Consider the following 20614-nt stretch of genomic DNA (forward strand, 5'->3'; position numbering starts at 1 on the left):
GCGCCTGATGCGGCGGCGATCCGCGGTCGAGCCGGTGATCGGCCACATCAAGAACGAGCACCGCATGGACCGCAACCATCTCGCCGGCCAGCACGACGACCCCATATCAACCCAATCCTGGCCGCCGCCGGCTACACCTTCACCCTCCTGCTCAGGTGGTTGAAGGCGTTTTTGAACATACTCAGCGCTGCGCTGCCAAAAGCTCAATTGTTCACGGTCGACTAATGAACGGTGCGCTTCCCCGAGCCCTTCGAGACGCCTCCTCCGTAATCTGGTCGTTGGCACCAAAGACAAGCTGGTAGCCGCAATTTCCCATCAATGAATGGCGAGACGTCTCGACATAAATCTCGTCCAGGTTCTTCAGGTCCTGGATGACGAAGGCCATTCTGACGTTCTAAGCGGCGACGTAGGGCAGCTTGGTCGTGATATCATGTGCGGGTCAGAGTGTGAATCCGCCCCAGCCACATTGGGGATCTAGCCAGCGATGCTTCTCATCAATCCTATTGTGTCATGACGAACGCCGCGGTCAAGTTCGACGTCAGATCTACAAGTTAATGCGACGTGTAAAACCCCAAATTTCTGCCCAAGTTTCTGGGTCAATTCAGACAGCCCGGGCCACATCGAGCTCGCCCGGGCAACGCTGCATATTTCGGGATACTGAAAAGGCAGCAAGCCTCGCCGAGCGCTTGATCACATCTGTTTGCTGCGATGACGAATTCGGCTCTAGGACTGTCGCAAGTGGGACTCGCCGCCGTCATTGCCTGGCGCTTTTCATCCGAACGCGATTCCCGAGAGCGTCAGTCGTTGGTCCCGGCCGCTGCGCCCGCAGAAAATCAATCAGATCACGGAACCTGAGGCGTGCTTCCAATCTTCAATGAACGAGGTAAATGATGCTCTCGCGACGGCATTTTCTTTCGCAGGTCTTTCGAACGCTGGTAGTCGCTGTGGCGACCACCTCCCCATATGTACTCCAACTTTCCAACGGGGGTGCCGCCGTATCGCAGTCAAGCGCCCAAGCCCAAAGCAACGGCGGCGGCAATGGCAACGGTGGGGGCAATGGCAACGGTGGGGGCAATGGCAACGGCGGGGGAAATGGCAACGGCGGGGGAAATGGCAACGGCGGGGGAAATGGCAACGGTAGCGGCAATGGCAACGGCAAAGATCAGGCCAGTGCTGCTTCCGACACCCCGGGCAGGGACGCGCCAAGTGGGGCCGCCGCTAATGGAAATATCACGCATCGCAACGGCATGCGCGAGACAATCCGCAACGGCCGCTATGAAATGCGCGACGCCCAGGGCCGCACAATCATCAACCGGCGCGCTACACAAAAGGATTATCGGCGTTTTCGCGTAGCGCGCTAACGCGAGGTGCGCTGGCATCAGTGTCGAGCGAATTGCGGAGAACCATTGCAGCCTGTGTGCGGTTTTTTGCGTTTAGCTTCGACAAAATGCTGGACATGTGATGCTTGATGGTCTTCTCGCTGAGATTGAGCTCCAACGCGACGGTTTTGTTGCTCAGTCCTGAGCTTACCAGCGTCAAGACCTCTCGTTCACGATCGCTCAATGTCCCTAGGGTAGCATCACCTGATCGAGCCGCACCGGCGAGTGCAGCGAGGAGATGCGCCGACAGTCTTGGTGTGACATATGTCTCGCCCTCGGTCACGGCTGCAAGGATTTCTGCCAGCGACCGCGAACCTACACCCTTTAGAACGTAGCCCTTCACTCCGGCGTTCAGCGCAGCGACAACATCTTCGCTACTTTCGGATGCCGTCAGCACAACGATGCATTGACTGGCATTGCGGCTAAGGATCGGTTTAATTGCATTGTGACCGCCGCCTGGCATCGAAAGGTCGATCAGCAAGATATCCGGCCGTTGATCCGCCGCGATGCGCAGAGCATCTTCGGCGGTGCAGCCGGCAGCCAGGACCTCGAATCGTCCGGTTTCGGCAAGACTGCGTATCACGCCTTCCCGAAACAATGGGTGGTCGTCGACGACTGCGACAGTGATAGGCAGCGTCATGACTGCGTCGGTTCCTTGAGGTTGAGAGTGACTGTCAGAACTGTGCCTTTCTCCGACGTGTCCAGGTTGAAACGCCCGCCTAGGCTTTCGACCCGTTCTCGCATACCAGCGAGCCCGAGGCTTTCGGGCGCGACCTCGTCTGGATCGAAACCAGGCCCGTCGTCCGAAACTGCGACAACAATCTCGTCCGCATCACAAGTCACCGTCACTATCTGGGTTGCGCCGCGACAGTGGCGATACCCGTTATTGAGCGCCTCCTGCAAGAAGCGATAAATGCAAATCCGTTCGGAGATCGGTAGCGGCGGCGGGTCTGGGTCAAGCCGCTGCTCAACGTGCAGTCCCGAGCGCCGCTCGTAGGCGGCGATGGCGTGTCGCGTGAGCTCCAGCAGGTCGGCCATCTCAATCTGTGGAAGCACGAGACCGTTGCAGATGTCACGGATTTCCTGAAGCGCTTCGTCTAGGCTGGAGCGAATTGACGAAACCTCGCTCTCACGCTTACCCTCTGGGATGTCCTTGCCAAGCACCGTCTCGCTGTCGAGGCGCATGGAAGCCAACGCCACGAACTGAGCCGGGCCATCATGCAGATCGGCCCCCAGCCGCCGTAGATAGCTTTCGTTGAGCGCGGTGGCGCGCTGCGTCGCGTTCTGGATGCGCTGGCGCAAGGCGCGGTTCTGGTCAAGCAGTCTCGTCAGCTCTCTGACACGGCTTTTGAGGTCGCTGGCATGCCGATCGATGGTGCGGCTGCCCCGTAAGACCACGGCATAAAGGGCCAGGAAAAAGACAATTGTTACGGCAGCGACGGCAAACCAACTGCGCAGGCGCGCGTTGTACAACGTTGCCTCGAAATCGTGGGCAAGTTCGTAGAATTCGATCACGGCTACCACGTCACCCGACCATGGTTGCAGGATCGGATTATAGATTTCGAGTAGCGGCCCCTTCGGTGCGGCATACTGTTCGTCTAAGTTATCAAAGCGGTCGTAGTTCACCACCATCGTGCCGGAAAAAGCCTGTTTCAGGTTTGGCGTCGGCGCGAATCGTTGCCCAATCAGCGCCTTGTCATTGGCATAAAGTACGGTTCCGTCAGGCTCCCACAGACGCATTGCGGCAAGACGCCGCCCGAGCGCACCCTGTCCCAGAGTTTCATCGAGTGCCTGCCTCACTGCGTCGTCCAACACCTGCGTATCACGCATGTCGGGAAGCAGAGGGGCGATCACGCTGTCGACATAAAGGGCAGTTGTTGCGCCTGCATTCCGCGTGACTGCCCTCTCGATCAGAGTGGTAACAACCCCCCCAATGAGCAACATTGCCAGCAGCGAGACCATCCCGCCGACAACAAAAAATTGCACCGCAAGAGTGAGTCCACTAACTCGGCCGGCCAATCGCCTGAAGAACTCGGTGCCACGGCTGCCCACCCGGGGGAGTTCAGCGGTCCCGGCAGGGGACCGCAAATGAACAGCGCTCTGCCCCTGACCAATCACCGTGATCTTCGCCCTTTGATCGTCTTCGCTGGTTAGACTCGATCGACCTGAACGGCTTACGCGACAGAGTGGTTCCACGCTTGTTACATCGGGTGACGGGCACTCAATGGGCCACCATGCGGATTGCTTGAAATAGAGGGCTAGTGTGACGGTGGTTCGAACGTCCGGGAACCTGTGGAGCCCACCAAATCTTTTCTTAGCCAGGTTCGGCATCTGGTGGGCTTTGCGTTCCGGCTTGGGCTCAGCCATAAAAAACATTGCAGGCGAGCGAGACGCAGCGCGCCGACATCCATGAAGCATGCGAACTCTGGACCATCACGCGCAGAAACCGTACTTCAACAAGGCCTTGGCACGCCTGGTTTTCATCGATCAGACATTCACCAATACCAAGCAGTCAGGATTGTCTCTGGAGGGGCGAGCGGTTCCGAACGGATGGACCTTTCGGTGGTTGGAAGACGAAGACCTTCATCGCGGGCCTGCGATGACATGGCATGGTCGTCCCGGGGATAATCGATGCGCCGATGAACCGGGCCAACTTCGAGACCCAACTCTCGCCAACAATGTCACCGGGCGACATCGTCATCCGCGACAATGTTGCTTTCCACAAAAAACGGGTGCGCCGCCGAAATGGTGCGTCAGTGCGGCGCCCAGTGGTGCTCGCCTAACATAAGAGTCTTCTCTGATCGGGGTCTGTGAGGTCAAGGTGCTCCTGCACTTTTTCCCGGAGCGTTCCGCGGGCCACTCGCTTCTCTTCGCGGTCGGCGCTTGGCTGCCGCATGATGGGGTCAGGGAGCGAGGCGTCACATCCGTCAATCACTGACCACGTCATCATTGTACCTTTGCCTTTGATGTCGATCGGTCCCGGTGCTCGGCATCGAACTGACCGTCTACACGCTCACATTTCCGCGAAAAGCACCGAGGCCTCCTGATAGCGGTCGGCAACTATCCCCGTCGGCTTGGATTTTAGCCTATCTGCTATCGGCGCCGGCAGGACGTTAAGCAGCAATTTTTCTGAACGATCGAATTCCCTCTCCGCTTTCGCCTCCGCCCGGTCTGCGATCTGAACCGCGTAATAGATGACCGCGAAGATGATTATGCAAGCTTGCGAGATGCCGACAACGTAGCCGAAACGCATCTCGCCTGCCGTCAGCAAACCCCCCGTCTTTAGGGGCGTGAACTGCAACGCCATGATAAGTGCCAGCGCAAACAAGCCGACAATCATCGCGTGGGCGGGCCGCTCGACCCCAACAATCAAGACGGCACCTGCGGCAAAGGCCAGGTACTGTACCTGCATGCCGCTTTCGGTGCCGAGGAGGAAGCAGACCACAAAAATCTGGGAATTCGATACCGACAAAAGCTAAGCCGGCGGCGCGGGGACCGTATCGGTAGAGGAAGGGCACCGCCGCGATCAACCCAGCGACCATCAGATCAATGATTGCTGCCATCCGGAGAGGCTCATGTAGAATGTAAAGAGCGAAAAAACACGAACCAGGCCAGTCCCGTCGCCCAGCAAGCGAAATTTAGGACACGAAGGCGCCGCGCAACCGTGAAGTGACTGCGGACGCTTGGCCGCCTTACACCATGCCCTGCTCGACGAACCCTGAGTCCCGTAGCGTGGCGATGTCGGCTTCGGGAATGCCGAATTCGCGGAGGATCTCTTCGCTGTGCTCTCCAACAATGGGAGCCGGACGCTCGATTTTCGGCGGCGTCGCGCTCATTTGGACAGCCGGGCCGATGACTTTCACCTCGCCGACCCGGGCGTGATTGTAGCTCGTAACCAGTCCGCGATGCTTGACCTGGGGGTCGTCGACCACCTCAAGATGCTGCTTGACCTCGCCGCACCAGATATCCACGGCGAGCAGCGCCTCGAGCAGGTCCTTCTTGGTCCATTTCCGGGTCTCGGCGGCGACCTTCTCCCACACCTCGTCGCGCTTGTCGAAGAGCGTGTCGGGGTCGTCATAGGCCAGCAATTCGGGCTTGCCGAGCACGCCAACCAGTTTCTCGTAGGGGCTCATGGCGATGGTGACGAAACCGTCGGAGGTCGGATAGACGCCGAAGGGTGCGTGCATGCCTGGGTGCCCGATCGATGAGTTCGGCCGCTCGAAATTCTCGTTGAAATTCATCACCCAAACCATTTCCTGGTTCTGGTGCTGAAGCAGGCCCGACATCAGGTCGACCTTGATCTCCTGGCCCTCGCCCGACCTTTCGCGCCAGTAGAGCGCGGAGAGGATGCCGTAGACGATATTGAGAGCGCCGATCTGGTCGGCGAAGCCGGCGCCGACCGGCACCGGCGGCATGCTCTTGTAACCGGTCGCGGCCGCGAGGCCGGTGAGGCCTTGCAGCAGCATGTCCTGGCCTGGCCGGGTAACGTAGGGGCCGCTGTCTCCGTAGCCGGAGCCCGAACAGTAGATGACCTTCGGGTTGATCTTCTTGAAGTCGGAATAACCGTAACCCAGCCGCTCCATCACGCCCGGCCGGAAATTGTGGAGGACCACGTCGGCCTTTTCGGCAATCTTGTAGAGCGCTTTCTTGGCCTCCGGCGCCTTGAGGTCGATGGCCAGCGACCGCTTGTTGCGGTTCCAGGCAAGGAAGTTCGGGCTCTCGCTGCCACCGACCCAGCGGTTCTTGAAGGTCATGGTGCGGAAGAGGTCGCCCTGCCCCGGCCGCTCGATCTTGATGATGTTGGCGCCCATGTCGCCGAGAAGCTGGGTTGCGAACGGCCCCTGCAACAGATGGCTGAAATCGAGAACGGTGACGTCTTCAAGTGCCTTGGCCATGGAAATATCTCCTCAATGTGCAGAGCGCGCGGCCTGTTCGCTGGCGCGCGCATAAATGTCGTTGGATTCGCTGATCAGTGTGGCGCGGTCGCCGTCGCCCTTCAGCCAGCGGTGAACCAGCATGCCCATATGCTCGGAAGCCGGGATGAAGCCGTCGAAGCGCGGCCGCAGGAACGCCTTGTCCATGGTCTCCAGCGTACCGGAGAAGAAGCCACCGGCCTGCCGGTCGCATTCGGGATCGGTCCACGCCGCACGCAGGCCCGGCTGGCCGCCCTCGCTAAAATAGTCGCCGGCCTGGTGTTCAGGGCGATGGACCCAGGAGAGATAGGTGACCGCCGCATCCACCTCCGCGCATTTTGCGGAGATGGCGCAGCCCGCGCCACCGAGGATCGCGCCCGCCTTCGGGTCAGGGCCGGGGCCGGCGATCGTGGTGAAGCGGATCGGCTTCCTGGCGCCGAGCCGCGAATAGTTGGTGTAGCTGAAGGCGAAGGGCACGTAGACGATATCGTCGCCCGTCGACATGGCATTATAGGTGGCGATCGGGTTCCACTCGCGCGAGGCGGGGATGGTCAGCGGCTCCAGTTCGGCAAGATAGTCGAGCACCGTGTTGAACGTGTCGGCATCAAGCATGCGGTCCGCTTTTTCCAGCATCGGCTTGCCGAGATTGGCCGACAGCGTCACAACGAGGCAGGTGGCGTCGCTTTGGCAGGAGGGCATCGCCAGCCATTTGCCGGCCTTGCGGGCAGCTTTGCCGAGCGCCAGCACCTCGGCGGCGGTTTTCGGCGGCCCGTCGAAGCCGAGGGCCGCGAGCAGGTCGGACCGATAGCTTGCGACCTGCGCCGCGGCATCGGTAGGAAGGCCCCAGATACCGCCATAGTCATAGGAGCGTGTCGACGGCCCGACCGTCTGGTCGGCCAGCATTGCGTGGAATTCCCTGGGAAATAACGGACGAAGGTCGAGCAGCGATCCCAATGACTTGGCACGGCCGCTCCAGGGATGGTCGATGACCAGCAGATCGTAGCGCTGGGCCAGGTCCTCGATCGGCTGCACGCCGAAATCGCGCAGGCTGCGGCGCGTCCACTCGACCTCGATGCCCGGATGTTCGGCCGTGAACCGCCGGGTGTTCGCAGCCAGCGGCTGGTAGCCGCGCGGATGATCCCAGGTGATGCCGCGAAGCTTGATCGTCAAGGAATGCGCCCTTTCCGTATGTTGGCGAAAAATGTGCAAAGCCGAGTGGCGGTGGTGTCGGTGCGCGCGCGGGTCAGGTGCCAGCGGCCCAGATTTGCGGCGTACATGTCGGCGCCGTCGAAGGCGATGTTGGTCGGATGGCAGAAGGCGTGCGCGGTGGCTTCCTCGGCGTAAAGCTCGATCCTGCCGGCCGGATCGATCCGCAGGATGCGCGACGGCTCGTAGCAGGAGACATAGAGGTTGCCGGCATCGTCGAAGGCGATGCCGTCCGGCAGGCCAGGAAGATCGGTCGCATGATCCGTACAGCCGAGCGGCGTGCCGTCAGCGGCAATGGCGATGCGGCTGACCTTGCGGCCAAGGCTCTCGATGACGTAGAGGGCCGAGCCGTCATGCGAGAGCGCCATGCCGTTGGCGAACTGCATCGGCTCGGACCACCAGAGGCCCCCTCGTCCGGTTCCGAGATCAAAGCGCCAGACGCCCGGCCCGGGAGCCTGTGCGCCGAAACTGTCCGAGACATAAAGGCAATTGCGGTAGGGATCGGTGACCGGATAGTTCGGGATGCGCATCCCTTCGGCCGTGAAAGGCGAGAAGGCGCCACTCGGCAGATGCAGCCGCCAGACCAATGCGCTTTTCTGGTCGCAGACAAAGAGATTGTCGCCGGCATCGAAGGCGAGGCCCAGCGTGAAGCCGCCAGTCGTAGCAAACCTGGTTATGGCCTTCGCCTTCTGATCGACGCGCAGCACATCGCCTTCGGCATTGCCGCACCAGAGCGCGCCATCTGGCCCGATCGCAATCCCCTCGGGGTGATGCAGGCGCGGTGTCGAATATTGCCCATCGAAGGCGATTTCCAGCCGGTCGACCGGCAGGATCGGCGCGGCCGCGCCTATGTCGAAATCGTGTCGCCGCATGATCATGGCGCAGCTCCATTTGCAACATCGATGCGCTTGCCGCTCGCCGTATCGAAGAAATGCAGGTGTTTCGGATCGAGGCGGATGCCGACTTGCTCGCCCATACGGGTCTCGACTTCCTTGTCGGCCTTTACCGAGATGAGATCCTTGCCGATCTTGACCGTGACCAGCGCGCTGTCGCCGAGAAGCTCGGTCGTATAGACCTCGCCGGCCATATTAGCCCTATCGGGTGCGTCGAGACGCATGTCTTCCGGCCTTTGGCCGACGGTGACGCTGCCGTTGACGCCTGCCGGTACGTCGAGTGTGAGGTGTGCCCCCTCGACACGGCCGCCAGTAACATGGATGGTGATCAGGTTCATCGGCGGGTTGCCGAGGAAGCCGGCAACAAAGACGTTGCTGGGGCGATTGTAGATGTCGAGTGGACGGCCGACCTGCTGCAGTTTGCCTTTCGACATGACAGCGACACGATCGGCGAGCGTCATCGCCTCGACCTGGTCATGGGTGACGTAGACAGTCGTGGTGCCGAGTTCGCGCTGCAGGTGCTTGAGCTCGGCGCGCATGTAGACGCGCAGTTTGGCGTCGAGATTGGAGAGCGGCTCATCCATCAGGAACAGTTTCGGCGTGCGCACGATGGCGCGGCCCAGAGCGACGCGCTGGCGCTGGCCGCCGGAAAGCTGGCTTGGCCTGCGATCGAGATACTCACCTAGCTCCACCCGCTCGGCGGCGGCGCGTACGCGGCGCATGCGTTCGTCGCGGGGGACGCCGGCCACCTTCAGCGGGTAACCGATATTGTCGGCCACCGTCATATGCGGATAGAGGCCGTAGTTCTGGAACACCATGGCGAGGTCGCGCTCGCCGGGCGGAACGTCATTGACGACACGCTCGCCGATCCTGATTTCACCTGAAGTGGGATCGTCGAGCCCGGCGATCATGCGCATCGTGGTGGACTTGCCGCAGCCGGAAGGTCCGAGCAGCACGACGAACTCGCCGTCCGCCATATCGAGCGAAACGTCGTCGACGGCAGCGAAGGCGCCCCAAAACTTCGAAACGGATGAAAGGGTCACGGAAGCCAATTCGGTCCTCACTCGTTTTCGAAGAAGCCGGAATCGAACGGCACGTATTCGCGGCCGCCGGCGATATCGGTAAGCGTCAGGTGACCGTCTTCGATCTCTATGTCAGCCACCTCGCTCCAGCCTCGTGGCGCCGCTATGGCGCCGAGCGCATAGCGGATCGCCACGGCGCCTGTCGAATTCAGCGTGATGGCTGTCCGGTATCCGGCGCGGCTGAGTTCGTTGGGCGCAGTGGACGCCGATTGCCCGTCGCCGAAATGCGTGCAGCTTTCCTCGATGCCGAGCACTGCCTTGTGCCGGCCGTTCCACGGCGCATAGTCGCGGCCGCCATTGCTCATCCAGAGCGTGGTCTGGCAGAGTAGCCGCGCATCCTTCACGGCGAAGAACACGAAACCGTCTCTCGAAGCCACGGCGGCCGACCAGCCAAGGCTCGCCACAGGTGGATCGAACAGCGTGACCAGATCCTCATGCGCTTCGGCAAACGGGTAGGTGCGCGCATCGACGGTGCCGCCGTCCGACAGGCGAAGCTCGGCGAGCGACGGGAACCGCTGCGGATAGGCGAGAGCAGAACGGCCATGCGCGGAATCCGGCTCCGGAGCGGACGATGGCGTCGCGCCAAAGTCCTTTTTCGAGAAGGAAAGCCGTGCTCCGCCAGACACCTGGATCATGGCATGGTGCGCGACGGGGAGACCGCCCTGCCCGCCTCGCATGATATGGCGCTGATAGACGACCGGATGGTCGGGCTGCAATGTGATCTGCTTCTCGACCGTTGCGCCCATCACGGTCTGCGATAGCGAATAACGCGCATGCACCACGCCGTCGGAGGACCGCGCGACCTCGGCCTCGATCCAGTCGCCGTTCGCGGTCCAGCCATGCTGCGGCACGCCGGGCTCGGCATTCGCGCTGCCGAAAGGCGCACAGAAGAAGTCACCTTGCAGCGCGGCGAGCAGCGGTGCCTCGCCTTCGGGAAGAGCGGTGCGCTCGTCGATCCACGGGGCGCTGTGCAGCGGGCGGACGCGCTCGCCCTGCCGTTCGATCTCGAGATCGCACAACATGCCGAAGCGCGGCGAGACACTGACGGAAATACCCCGTGCAGCGAGACGGCTCATCTCAATCGCCCTTGATGGCCAGGCCACCATCGACACGGATAATTTCGCCGGTAATGAAGGAGGAACGATCGCTCGCCAGGAAAAGGACTGCCTCGGCGACCTCGGAGGCTTCTCCGAAACGGCCGAGCGCGTGGGCGCTGTTCCAGCGGTTGATCAGGTCCTGCGGATCGGGGTGTTCCTTGAAAACCTTCTCGTTGAGCGGCGTCATGATCGTGCCTGGCGCGATCGCATTCACCCGGATGCCGGCAGGCGCCAGGTCGACCGCCGACTGCTGGGTCAACGAGTTGATGCCGCCTTTCGCGGCGGCGTAGGCAGCCCAGCCATGAAAGCCCTTGAGCGCCTGGACGGAACTCATGTTGACGATCGAGCCTTTGCCCTGCTTGCGCATATGCGGGATCGCGCATTTCATGAACCGCCACACCGAGGTCAGGTTGGTGGTCATCACCTCGTTCCAGCTTGCCTCGTCGATCTCGTCGACGCCGCCGCCGATCGCCCGCGCCGCATTGTTGACCAGGATGTCGAGACGGCCCCACTCGGAGACTGTCTTCGCCACCGCATTCTCGACATCGGCAAAGGAGCGCACATCCGTGCGAACAAACAAGGCGCGCCCACCGGCGGCCTCGACATCGGCCTTGGTCTGGATGCCAGCCGCTTCATCGACATCGGCTATCGTCACGGCCGCTCCGGCGCCGGCAAGCGCCAGGGCCGCGGCGCGTCCTATGCCCATCCCCGCGCCGGAAACGATCGCCACGCAGTTGTCGAGATCGGCCATGTCATGCACCCTTGAATTGTGGGGAACGTTTTTCGAGAAAAGCGTCGATGCCTTCCTGCCCGTCTTCCGAGCAGTAGAGGCGGAAGAGCACTTCTTGCTCGAAGGCAAGCGCGGTCGGGAGGGCGGCATCGGCGCCGAGGCGGACAAGACGCTTCATTTCGGTCAGCGCCTTGGGCGCGACTTTCAGCATGGCGCGCGCTTTCTCCAATGCGGTGGACATCAATTCCTCGGGCTCGCAGAGCGCGGCGGCCAGGCCGAGTTGGTAGGCGCGCTCGCCTTTCATGCGCCAGGCCGTCAGCAGCAGTTCGGCCGTCGCGTGGCGTCCGAGCGACCGCATCAGCCGCTGCGTGCCGCCGCCTCCCGGCGACAGGCCCAGCAGACCCTCGGGCAGGCCGAGACGGGCCGTGGTTGCGACAACGATGAGGTCGCAACACAAGACGATCTCGAAACCGCCACCCAGCGCGAAGCCATTCACCGCCGCAATGGTCGGCTTTGGAAACGCTTCAAGCCGGTCGTTGAGGCGCCGGCCAGCAAACTGGAAATCCATGAACTCGCGTTCGCGCCGGCCCTCGTAGCCGGCAATGTCGGCACCGGCCGCGAAGGCGCGGTCGCCGGCACCCCGCAGGATGAGCACACGAACATCCGCATTGGATTCCGCGGTATCCAGCGCCGCCTGGAACGCATTGAGCATTTCCCAGGAAAGGGCGTTGAGCTTGTCCGGCCGATTGAGCGTGAGCACGGCAATGCCGGCCTCCGGATTTTCGAGGAGGATCGTGCTGGACATGATCAGCCTTTGACCGCACCGGCGGTCAGGCCGGCCACGAATTGGCGCTGCAGGAAAAAGAAGACGATGATGACCGGGATCGAGATCATGACCGAGGACGCCATCAACTCGCCGTAGCGGATGCCGTACTGGCCGATATAGTCGTTCATGCCGACGGACAGCGTCCGCATTTCCTTGGTCGAGGTGAACGACAGGGCGAACAGGAACTCCTGCCAGGTCACAATCAACACGAAGACGGTCGCAGCGACGACGCCCGGCCGGACCAGCGGCAGGATGATGTCGACGAACGCGCGCAGCGGCTTGGCGCCGTCGATTGCCGCGGCTTCTTCGAGCGTCTTCGGCACCCGCATCAGGAAACCGCGCAGCATCCAGATGGCGACCGGCAGGGTCACGGTGATGTAGGCGATGATCAGCGAGGCATAGGTGTCGAGCAGTCCGGCACCGCGCACCAGCTTGTAGATAGGGATGATGATCGCGCCGGCCGGAAAGAACTGCGCGAGCACCACCGCCCCAAGAAATATCGACAGCAAACGGAACTGAAAACGCGACAGGCTGTAGGCGGCAAGCAGCGCCAGCGGCACGGTGATCAGCACGGTCGCGCCCGACACGATCATGCTGTTCAGGAAGTAACGCTGGAACTCGGGCCGCAGCGCCAGGACATAGTTCTCCAATGTCGGATTGTCCGGCCAGAGACGCGCCGGAATGGCGAAAGGCTCTGCGCCCGGCTTCAATGAAACACTGACCATCCAGAAGAACGGAAACAGGACCAGGAAGGCGACAACAAGCTGCAGCGCCATCAATACGTAGCGGGTCGGACGGGTTGCGCGACTGCTAGCCATGACGCTCCCCGCCCGCCGTGCGTGGCCGAAACAGCATCATCAGGGCGACCAGCATGATCAGCACCAGAACGGAGATCGATCCGTAGGCCGCCGCATCACCGAATTTGAACTGGCCGAAGCCGACTTCGTAGATGCGGGTCGGAAAGATGGCCGTGGAGTTGAGCGGACCGCCGCGCGTCAGCACGTAGATGATATCGAAGTAGTTGAAGGTCAGGATCGTGGTCAGCAGCACATTGACGGCGGCGACCGGCCAGATTGCCGGAATGATCACGTCGAACAGCCGGCGTACCGGGCCGGCCCCGTCGACGGTCGCGGCTTCGATCTGCTCCTGGTCGACATTCTGAAGCGCGGCCAGAAAGATCACGGTCGAAAAGGGAAAACCCTTCCAGAAAGCAACAAAGATCACCGCCGCCATCGCCGTTCCGGGATGCGCCAGCCAGCCGACGCCTTGATCGGTGATGCCCAGCCGCAACATGAAGGAGTTGATGAGGCCGAGTTGCGGGTCGTACATGAAGCGCCACAAGATAGCGGCCACGACGCCCGGCAGCACCCACGGCAGCAGGATCAGGGAGCGCAACAGGCCTTGCGCCGGCAGGCGCTGGTTGAGCAGCAAGGCGATCAGAAAACCGCCGACATTCTGCAGGAGCACGACGCCGGCGGTCCACACGATGGAATTGGTGAGCACGGACCAGAACGCGGGATCGGCAATGTTCGCGCGATAGGTCTTCAGCCCGACATAGGTCGGCTTCGGATTGATGAAGGAGGTGCTGAACAAGCTCTCGCGGAACGTGTCGAACATCGGCCAGTACATCAGCACGGCGACAAGGATCGCCGCCGGCATCATGAAGCCGTAGGCTACCCATTTCTCGCTGCTACGGTATTTCCTTGCCGAACTCATTTCCGTGATCCAAGCCACGCGCGAACGCTGGTCCGCGCCGGCACCCTCGATCTGACGACAGGATGGGCCACGCGCCGCCGGCCCCAGCGACGCGTGGCGGGACGCCGGCTGCCTACAGGGCGTCGATCGCCTGGCAGGCTTCAGCGGCGGCGTCCGCAACCGGCGTTCCGGAAAGGAACTTCTGCACCATGTTCTGCTGGATTTCAGAGACCTGCAAATATTGCGGCGAGAGCGGACGCGGCTTGGCGTTGTTCAAGTGGTCCAGGATGACCTCCGGCTTCGGCCGGCTGTCCTTGAGGAACTTGTCCGCCGCCTTGATGTTGGCCGGGATAAGATCGACCACCGCGCCATTGACGTCTTCGCGCGTCATGAACTGGATGAACTTCCACGCCGCTTCCTTGTTCGGCGACTTCTCGTAGAGGACAAGATTCCAGCCGCCGAACATGCCGACAGCGTTCTTGCCTTCAGGCGCGAAACCGGTGACGAAATCCCAGTCGATCTTCGACTTCTCCAGCGTCGGCACTTCGAGCGCGGGCCAGAGTTCCACCGCCAGCGTGCCATTGAGGAACAGTTCGCGCATGGGTTCGTTGCCGGCGTTGAGGATGCCTGCCGGGGCGAAACTCGTCATCTTCTTGTAGAATTCCAGCGCCTCGATCGCCTCTGGCTTCGTCAGCGCACATTTGCCATCGGCGCCCAGCACTTCGCCGCCATTCGAGTAGATGAAGGAGTCGCTCATGCCGACCGGATATTCGCTTTTGTTGCCGGTGAGGCCGACGGCGAACTGTCCCTTGGAAGCGTCCGTAAGTTTCGGCGCCGCGGCCTCCAGGCCCTGCCAGGTGGAGATGCTGGCCGGATCGACACCGGCAGCCTGGAACAGCGCCTTGTTGACGAAGGCGAAGAACCACACGTCGACGTTGAACGGAACGCCCCAGAGCGCGCCATTGTAGTTCACGGATTCCCAGGCGCCGGGAAAGAAGGTCTCGGCTTTCACGCCCGAAGACTTCGCGAGGTCATCGAGCTTGACGATCGCACCGGCTTCGGCAAACGCCGCATTCCAGATCTGGTCGACGGTCGAGACGTCGGGACCGTTGCCGGCCTGGACGGCCGTCAGCAAGCGCTGCTGATATTCCGGATAAGGGATCGTCGTCACCTCCACCTTGATGTCGGGGTTTTCCGCCTCGAAGCGCTTGACCGCCTCTTGCTGGAACGTCGACAGGCCGGATTCGGTCTGCTGGTTGTCCCAGAACTTGAGCACGATCTGGTCGGCGCTTGCGACCCCGGCGGCGAGCATGGTTGCCGCCGACGCGAGTATGGTGGTCTTCAGAAGTCTCCGTATCATCATCTTCCTCCCATTTTCGTTCAGTTTGACATCCTGGCCGCGGGCTCCTCACCAGAGAACAGGAGTTCGTCCTCGTCGACGACGATGACACCAAGGCCGGTCGCCGACAGTTCGAGCCGATGCGCCGAAAGCGTGCCGGCATCGGTATAGACGGTGTGCAGGCGGTTCGGACGAACCGCCTGCACACTGGATTCCAGGCCAATGACTCCGTGATCGGCGAGCACGACAGCCTGTCGGGCCGCCGCGCAGAAGCGCCGGCAAACCAGCGCCGCCCGCTCGTCGTCGAAAGAGATGCCGAAACCCGGCGAGATGCCGTCCGGCGACAGGATCGCCTTGTCGACGCGGATGGTCTCCAGCAAGGTGCCGACGCTCGGACCGACAAGGCTGCGCGTGGAAGGCTGATACTCTCCAGCCGTCAGGAAGACGGTGATGTTCGGTGTGCCGGCCAGGACATCCAGGACATCCAGTGAGTTCGTATAGACACTGAGCGACTTGCCCGAGAATTTGAGCGCCTCTGCGAAGCGGCGCGAACATTCACCGCCGTCGATAAGCAGCGTCTCCCGTTCTCCTATGTCGCGCGCCGCGGCGGCGCCGATCGTGCGCCTGATGGCGCGCAACTGCTCGGCCACCTCGTCCTCGGCGTTGCGGGCAATCAATGTCGCGCCGACTTCCAAGGCCCGCTTGCGCATAGCGGCGGCAAGCCCGCGATACCAATCATGCGACGGATAATGCAGCATGAAGCCGATGCGCTTCCCGTCGACGGGCGGTCCATCGTAGAGATGATCCCCGCACATGCGGGCCAGGACGTCAGGGCGCAGCCGCCACTGTCCGTCGTCATGGTCATAATAGTTCGGCAACGTCTCCGCCGTGATGATCTCGGCTGGCGTGATCACCTCGCCGCCACAACGATCCCCGGCAAAGGCCTTGCAGGCGGTGTCGACTGCGAGCCGTCCGACGACGTCGGGAAAGAAGGCACAGACCGCCTTCATCGACTTGCCGCGGGCGAGTTCGTCGAACAGCCCACTTCCCTCCCCTCCGACGGAATAACCCGAGACGTTGCGGCCAAGCCGCTCGGCGACTTCGAGCGTACCCAGAATGGTGTGATCGTTGACGCCGAAAACCACATTGATGCCGGGGTGCGCCATGAAGGAATCCGCCGCCTGGCGAACGACTTCCTTGAGCAGGCCGCGGCCATCGACATGATGGAAGACAGCCTCGCCGCCGAAAGCTTCGACAAAGCCCGCGCGAAACCCCTCGACGCGGTCGCGCGTGTTGCCGCCGCCACCGAGCGCGACGAGCAGCACCTCGGCACGGAGGGTTTCCCGTGCGTGCCGCTCGCCCGCAAAATGACCCAGTGCCTTGGCGCCATCCAGATTGGGCGGCCCGAGGTAGATACCGCCGATCTGCGGTGCCGACTCCGCGATCAGCGAAATTCCGCGCCGCATCGCCTGCTGGCGAAGCGTATGCGCCCACTGGCCCTTCACGGGCGGCAGCACCAGCGCATCGAAATCATCGGAGGAGAGTGGCGGTTCGGCCAAGCTATCCGATGAGGAGACCGCGGCATGTTCGATGCGGACAGCGCCGCCATGGCTCCGACGCAGGCGCCCTTCCCGTTCCAGCCGCGCCAGGTCGCGGCGCAGGCTGACCGACGAGGTGTCAGGGCAACTCGTCTCGATCATTTTCAACGAGACGACCCCCCGCTCTTCGAGCAGGTCGAGAATGATACGCTCTCGCTCGCCTCTGATCATATTTGCTCGCTACTTTATACTCCAAGCAGCTTGATCGATCAAAAGTGCAGAGTCAACTCGATCAGGCAGATACGTTCTTGATCGATTTGGGCGATGATGATCGGGAATGATCGAATCCGATCACAAGGCCGACCATCTCTAAGCTCAAGACCTACTACGGCTTTCGCGCAGCAACCGTTCGAGCGTCTCTCAGTGGCTCTCGGCGTAGCGTATCGCCTCTGCGAGTTTCGAATTGCCGGAGATGCGGCCCAGTTCCTTTTCCCGGAACGGGCATTGTTCGGCGATGATGGCAGCCGACTGCTGCCGGCGTGCGGCGCGGCGGGCATTGAGCATCCTGCCCGCGGTTCTTGTCTTCGGTTGCCCACAATCCGACCCTCCGCTCGATGGAATTACTCGCCACGTGCGAGACGCTCGACACGCGCAATTCGAAGAACTTGCGCTTCAGGAGCGCCCAACACGCTGCAAGCTATAGTGGTCCGCAGGCGCGTTTGGCTTCCGCGAGCCTGTCATAGGCACTGCAGCCGTCGACCTCGAGCAATCCGATGTAGCCGGCGAGATGGCGCTACAAACTCTCGCCGCCGCGACTGTCCCAGAAGCGGTAAGCGACATGGGCGGCGACTTGCCGCGGAAGGTTCGATAGTCCCGCGCATGGGTCCATAGCCAGACAGTCTTCGCCTTGCCGACGTCGTTTCGTCGGCATGGGCGCGTTAGCCCTCCTTGATCAGGGCTAGTACGCGGTCGGCGAGCGGGGCCAGATGGAAGCGGAGAAAGCCCATCTGATTGTCCAGGTGTTGCGGCTGATCTCGACGCCGTCACGGGAATAAATGCCCTCCTGGCGAGAGTGGCGGCCACCCTTAGGCCCAACAGCTGCCGTCGGGAGAGTTTCAGGCGATAGTTGCCAAACTCTGCGTCCATTGCATCGGACCAAAAAAGCCGGAGAAGCGGCATAAGCGAATTAGCCCTATGTGCTTTGCAGCCTGATGAAAACACCCACCGACGATGGCCGGCGGGGCTCCTAAGCGGTTTTGGCCGTCTTCTCAAACGTAAGCTCGTAAACTTCCCCAATCTCATTGGCCCTGATTGGTGAGTGGCGCTGCTCAGGTGAAAAATGGATGCGGGGCTCCCTTCTCTCCCTTGCGCTCCATTACATCGACGCAGTTACGGATTTCCGCGTCGGTCATCCTCAAGCCGAACTCTTCGCGCAGCACGGTCCTGAACTGCGCGTCGTCCGTCAAATGGCGCCTTTCGGCCGCACCCGTCGGGTAGCGCACGGTCACGCGCCTGTTGAACATAGTTATGCGCGTCCGGTTCGGGCCGGGCTTGGCGACGATGATGTTGCTCCGATACGGCGCATCGGGGTGGGTGCCGGTATACCAATTCGTGATCTCGTATTCGCTGTCGTACCTTGCGTACGGGATCACGCGATAGATGTGCTCCCAAGCGTCGCTCAGCTTCGCCTGCAATGTCAACTCGCCGCCGACGTCGATGAACCGCATCTGCTCATGCGGCGTGTCCTGCTCGACCCCCGGCCGCAGGAGGAGGGCTGACGTGGGTGCCAGATTGCCGAAACCCACATCGGCAAGGTAAGGGCCTTCCGGCATGTCCACCTTCAGCAGCATGTGGATGGCCGGACGTGGTGCGTCGATGGCCATGCCGCGCACGACCCGACCCTGAAGGCTGGTGATTGTGTAGCCTAGCGAACGCAGGCCGGCGCGGAACAGCATGTTTTGTTCCAGACAATAGCCGCCACGGCCCCCCTCGATCATTTTGCGTTGCAGCGACGGCAGGTCGAGCCTCGGCGTCCGGCCGAGCATAATATCAAGGGATTCATAGGCAATCGTGTGCGCGTGCGCGGAGACTAGCGCGTTCAGTGTTGCAATCGTCGGTTGCAGAGAGCCACGGTAGCCAATGCGTGCCAGCCACGCTTGCTGATCGAAACGACCTTCACTCATCGCTTGGCTCCCGGTCAGGAGAGGTTGCACTGAACCGACATCCCCGGATGGCCAGTGGATCATCTGGCCTGCGATTGGAGAACGTATCCGCAATCTGGGCATTTGCAACGCTGTCAGTTAGGATCCCCGGCTTGCAGCAGGGCGGACATCAGCAGTTCGCGCTCCAGGCACCCTATGCCATCCTGATCGCAGCCAGGTTCCCGCCCCCCCGCATAGGCCTGCGACCTTTCCGGCCGGCTCGAGTGTGGTCCGAGGCTGCATCTTTTGGGGGAGTATTGAGCTGGGATCGACGCCGGGTCATGCGCTGCACCCTCTTTTCTCCCGATCGTCGAAGCAATCCCGGATAGCACGCAGACCAATGCCGCCCTGCGGCAGGCAATGCCTCACAGCCTGCGCCAAACTGGAACGAGCAAGCCAGAGCCTTCGCCGGCACCCCGCTGACATAACAACTTATTTCTACACGACCGAGCCCGCAGCAGTGCGTCTGCAATGCGATGGCTAACGTCGGAACAAATGCATGCCTAACTTCATTCTCCTCGATCAATTTTGCAGGAGAGAAAAATCATGAAAACACTGGCTGAGATATTCGAGCATACCCTCGAAGACATGTACTATGCCGAGAATGCTATTTCGAAGGCGCTCCCCAAGGTTGCAAAAGCCGCCACGGACGCGAAGCTGCAAAAGGCCGCCGAGGATCACCTCACGGAGACGAAGGATCAGATTAGAAAACTTGAGCTGGTTTTCAAGTCGATCGGCAAGAAGGCTTCCGGCGAGAAATGCGACGCCATCGAAGGCCTTATTAAGGAAACTGACGGCTTGATTGAAGAGACCTCTGGTACAGCACTAAATGCCGGATTGCTTGCTGCATGCCAAGCCGTCGAACATTATGAGATTTCTCGCTATGGCTCGCTTCGCGAGTGGGCGAAGGACCTAGGGCACAAAGACGCCCACAAGCTACTGAGCGAAATTCTCGACCAGGAAAAAGCGACGAACAACAAGCTTACAAATCTTGCTGTCATGTCGATCAACAAGCCTGGGAGTACCGCCAAGGCCGCATAGGATAACGATCATAGACGCCTCACGATTTGCCTAAGCGCTCCCCAGCCGTGATCCACTATGGCCCGCGGCTATGAAGGACGCTGGACCGATCGTCCAACGCCGCTGGTCAATTTGTGACTTGATGACCGGCGGTTTCGCGCTCTGATTAACGTGATCGTGCGTTCGGGAGCTGGTAGCCCGTCACTTCGCTTGGGCGCTGCAAGCGATTTAGCTTAGCTCTTAAAGTGTCAGCGACACCGCTTGCATTCCTCAAACTCGCCTCCATCCGCATCATCATCCGAAGGCTTTGTAATTAATCGTCAAGTCTCCGGACTGAATCCAAAAGCCAATCGGTCGCGCCCGCTCAGATCGCGTAACCCAGACCAGTTTCGCCTGATCGGGCGCTAAGCTAAACCGGCGTGTCCTTCACGCCCCCCAAACCGAGGTCCCTATTCAGCAAAAATCAGGGTTGCCCAAATGGGGTGGCTCCTCCTTCCTTTGTCAACGTTCCCTCCCGCAGATCGTGCAGGCCACGAATCTTGTGCCGAAACTCCAATCCACGGATGCACTTCTGAGCAACCGCGTCTCCTCTCAGCGGCTTGTTTTGTATTTTTCGTTTGTTGCTGTGACAGACGCATCAATAATCCTGACGCAAATAGCAAGTGACGGTCCAATGGTAATTCCTGTTGATCCAA

The 20614-nt window shown here is 61.2% G+C and carries 18 protein-coding genes and 2 pseudogenes; 3 read left to right on the forward strand and 17 right to left on the reverse strand.

The genetic code is table 11. The annotated features are described in order from the left end of the window. Window positions 1–225, forward strand: a pseudogene (locus ABMA59_RS34930) (IS5/IS1182 family transposase); the annotation flags it as partial. 13 nt (window positions 226–238) lie between these two features. Here the strand turns inward: ABMA59_RS34930 and ABMA59_RS34935 are convergent. Next, window positions 239–430 (reverse strand): annotated as a pseudogene (locus ABMA59_RS34935) (TraM recognition domain-containing protein); the annotation flags it as partial. A gap of 457 nt (window positions 431–887) precedes the next feature. Between ABMA59_RS34935 and ABMA59_RS34940 the strand changes: the two are divergent. Next, window positions 888–1361: a hypothetical protein gene (locus tag ABMA59_RS34940; protein ID WP_349009960.1), complete on the forward strand. Its 474-nt coding sequence runs from the start codon at window positions 888–890 to the stop codon at window positions 1359–1361. Here ABMA59_RS34940 and ABMA59_RS34945 read toward each other — a convergent pair. The 16 genes from ABMA59_RS34945 to ABMA59_RS35020 all read right to left on the reverse strand — a co-directional run bounded on the left by ABMA59_RS34945 (window position 1321) and on the right by ABMA59_RS35020 (window position 18881). Further along, a complete protein-coding gene (locus tag ABMA59_RS34945; RefSeq protein WP_349009961.1) occupies window positions 1321–2019 on the reverse strand; it encodes a LuxR C-terminal-related transcriptional regulator in 699 nt (232 codons plus the stop codon). The genes ABMA59_RS34940 and ABMA59_RS34945 overlap by 41 nt on opposite strands. Next, a complete protein-coding gene (locus tag ABMA59_RS34950) occupies window positions 2016–3341 on the reverse strand; it encodes a sensor histidine kinase (protein WP_425476049.1) in 1326 nt (441 codons plus the stop codon). Before ABMA59_RS34950 ends, ABMA59_RS34945 begins: the two co-directional genes overlap by 4 nt. A gap of 1051 nt (window positions 3342–4392) precedes the next feature. Continuing rightward, window positions 4393–4851 (reverse strand): nucleotidyl cyclase domain-containing protein, encoded by a 459-nt coding sequence (locus ABMA59_RS34955; RefSeq protein ID WP_349009962.1) that lies wholly within the window; start codon window positions 4849–4851, stop codon window positions 4393–4395. Window positions 4852–5071: 220 nt separating this feature from the next. Beyond that, complete coding sequence (locus ABMA59_RS34960; protein WP_349009963.1) at window positions 5072–6274, reverse strand: CaiB/BaiF CoA transferase family protein; 1203 nt, start codon at window positions 6272–6274, stop codon at window positions 5072–5074. 12 nt (window positions 6275–6286) lie between these two features. Continuing rightward, window positions 6287–7462: an ABC transporter substrate-binding protein gene (locus tag ABMA59_RS34965; RefSeq protein ID WP_349009964.1), complete on the reverse strand. Its 1176-nt coding sequence runs from the start codon at window positions 7460–7462 to the stop codon at window positions 6287–6289. After that, complete coding sequence (locus tag ABMA59_RS34970; RefSeq protein WP_349009965.1) at window positions 7459–8376, reverse strand: SMP-30/gluconolactonase/LRE family protein; 918 nt, start codon at window positions 8374–8376, stop codon at window positions 7459–7461. Before ABMA59_RS34970 ends, ABMA59_RS34965 begins: the two co-directional genes overlap by 4 nt. Further along, complete coding sequence (locus ABMA59_RS34975; protein ID WP_349009966.1) at window positions 8373–9434, reverse strand: ABC transporter ATP-binding protein; 1062 nt, start codon at window positions 9432–9434, stop codon at window positions 8373–8375. Before ABMA59_RS34975 ends, ABMA59_RS34970 begins: the two co-directional genes overlap by 4 nt. A gap of 17 nt (window positions 9435–9451) precedes the next feature. Next, window positions 9452–10549 (reverse strand): hypothetical protein, encoded by a 1098-nt coding sequence (locus ABMA59_RS34980; RefSeq protein WP_349009967.1) that lies wholly within the window; start codon window positions 10547–10549, stop codon window positions 9452–9454. Window position 10550: 1 nt separating this feature from the next. Next, entirely contained in the window at window positions 10551–11321 is a 771-nt protein-coding gene (locus tag ABMA59_RS34985) for an SDR family NAD(P)-dependent oxidoreductase (RefSeq protein WP_349009968.1), read from the reverse strand. A gap of 1 nt (window position 11322) precedes the next feature. Then, window positions 11323–12105: an enoyl-CoA hydratase/isomerase family protein gene (locus tag ABMA59_RS34990; RefSeq protein WP_349009969.1), complete on the reverse strand. Its 783-nt coding sequence runs from the start codon at window positions 12103–12105 to the stop codon at window positions 11323–11325. Window positions 12106–12107: 2 nt separating this feature from the next. Next, entirely contained in the window at window positions 12108–12944 is an 837-nt protein-coding gene (locus ABMA59_RS34995; RefSeq protein WP_349009970.1) for a carbohydrate ABC transporter permease, read from the reverse strand. Beyond that, window positions 12937–13842, reverse strand: a complete 906-nt coding sequence (locus ABMA59_RS35000) for a carbohydrate ABC transporter permease (RefSeq protein ID WP_349009971.1) — start codon at window positions 13840–13842, stop codon at window positions 12937–12939. The genes ABMA59_RS34995 and ABMA59_RS35000 overlap by 8 nt, the downstream gene beginning before the upstream one ends. A gap of 112 nt (window positions 13843–13954) precedes the next feature. Continuing rightward, window positions 13955–15181 (reverse strand): ABC transporter substrate-binding protein, encoded by a 1227-nt coding sequence (locus ABMA59_RS35005; protein ID WP_349009972.1) that lies wholly within the window; start codon window positions 15179–15181, stop codon window positions 13955–13957. A 20-nt stretch (window positions 15182–15201) separates the two neighbouring features. Beyond that, window positions 15202–16929, reverse strand: a complete 1728-nt coding sequence (locus ABMA59_RS35010) for a substrate-binding domain-containing protein (RefSeq protein WP_349009973.1) — start codon at window positions 16927–16929, stop codon at window positions 15202–15204. A 189-nt stretch (window positions 16930–17118) separates the two neighbouring features. Next, window positions 17119–17262: a hypothetical protein gene (locus tag ABMA59_RS35015; protein ID WP_349009974.1), complete on the reverse strand. Its 144-nt coding sequence runs from the start codon at window positions 17260–17262 to the stop codon at window positions 17119–17121. Window positions 17263–18026: 764 nt separating this feature from the next. Continuing rightward, the gene (locus ABMA59_RS35020; RefSeq protein WP_349009975.1) at window positions 18027–18881 is read right to left on the reverse strand and encodes an arylamine N-acetyltransferase family protein; all 855 of its coding nucleotides are present in this window, start codon (window positions 18879–18881) and stop codon (window positions 18027–18029) included. A 564-nt stretch (window positions 18882–19445) separates the two neighbouring features. Here ABMA59_RS35020 and ABMA59_RS35025 point away from each other — a divergent pair. Then, on the forward strand, window positions 19446–19940 hold the full coding sequence (locus tag ABMA59_RS35025) for a YciE/YciF ferroxidase family protein (RefSeq protein ID WP_349009976.1): 495 nt from the start codon (window positions 19446–19448) through the stop codon (window positions 19938–19940). Window positions 19941–20614 lie beyond the last annotated feature (674 nt).

It is taken from the genome of Mesorhizobium yinganensis (assembly GCF_040081985.1).
Classification (GTDB): domain Bacteria; phylum Pseudomonadota; class Alphaproteobacteria; order Rhizobiales; family Rhizobiaceae; genus Kumtagia; species Kumtagia yinganensis.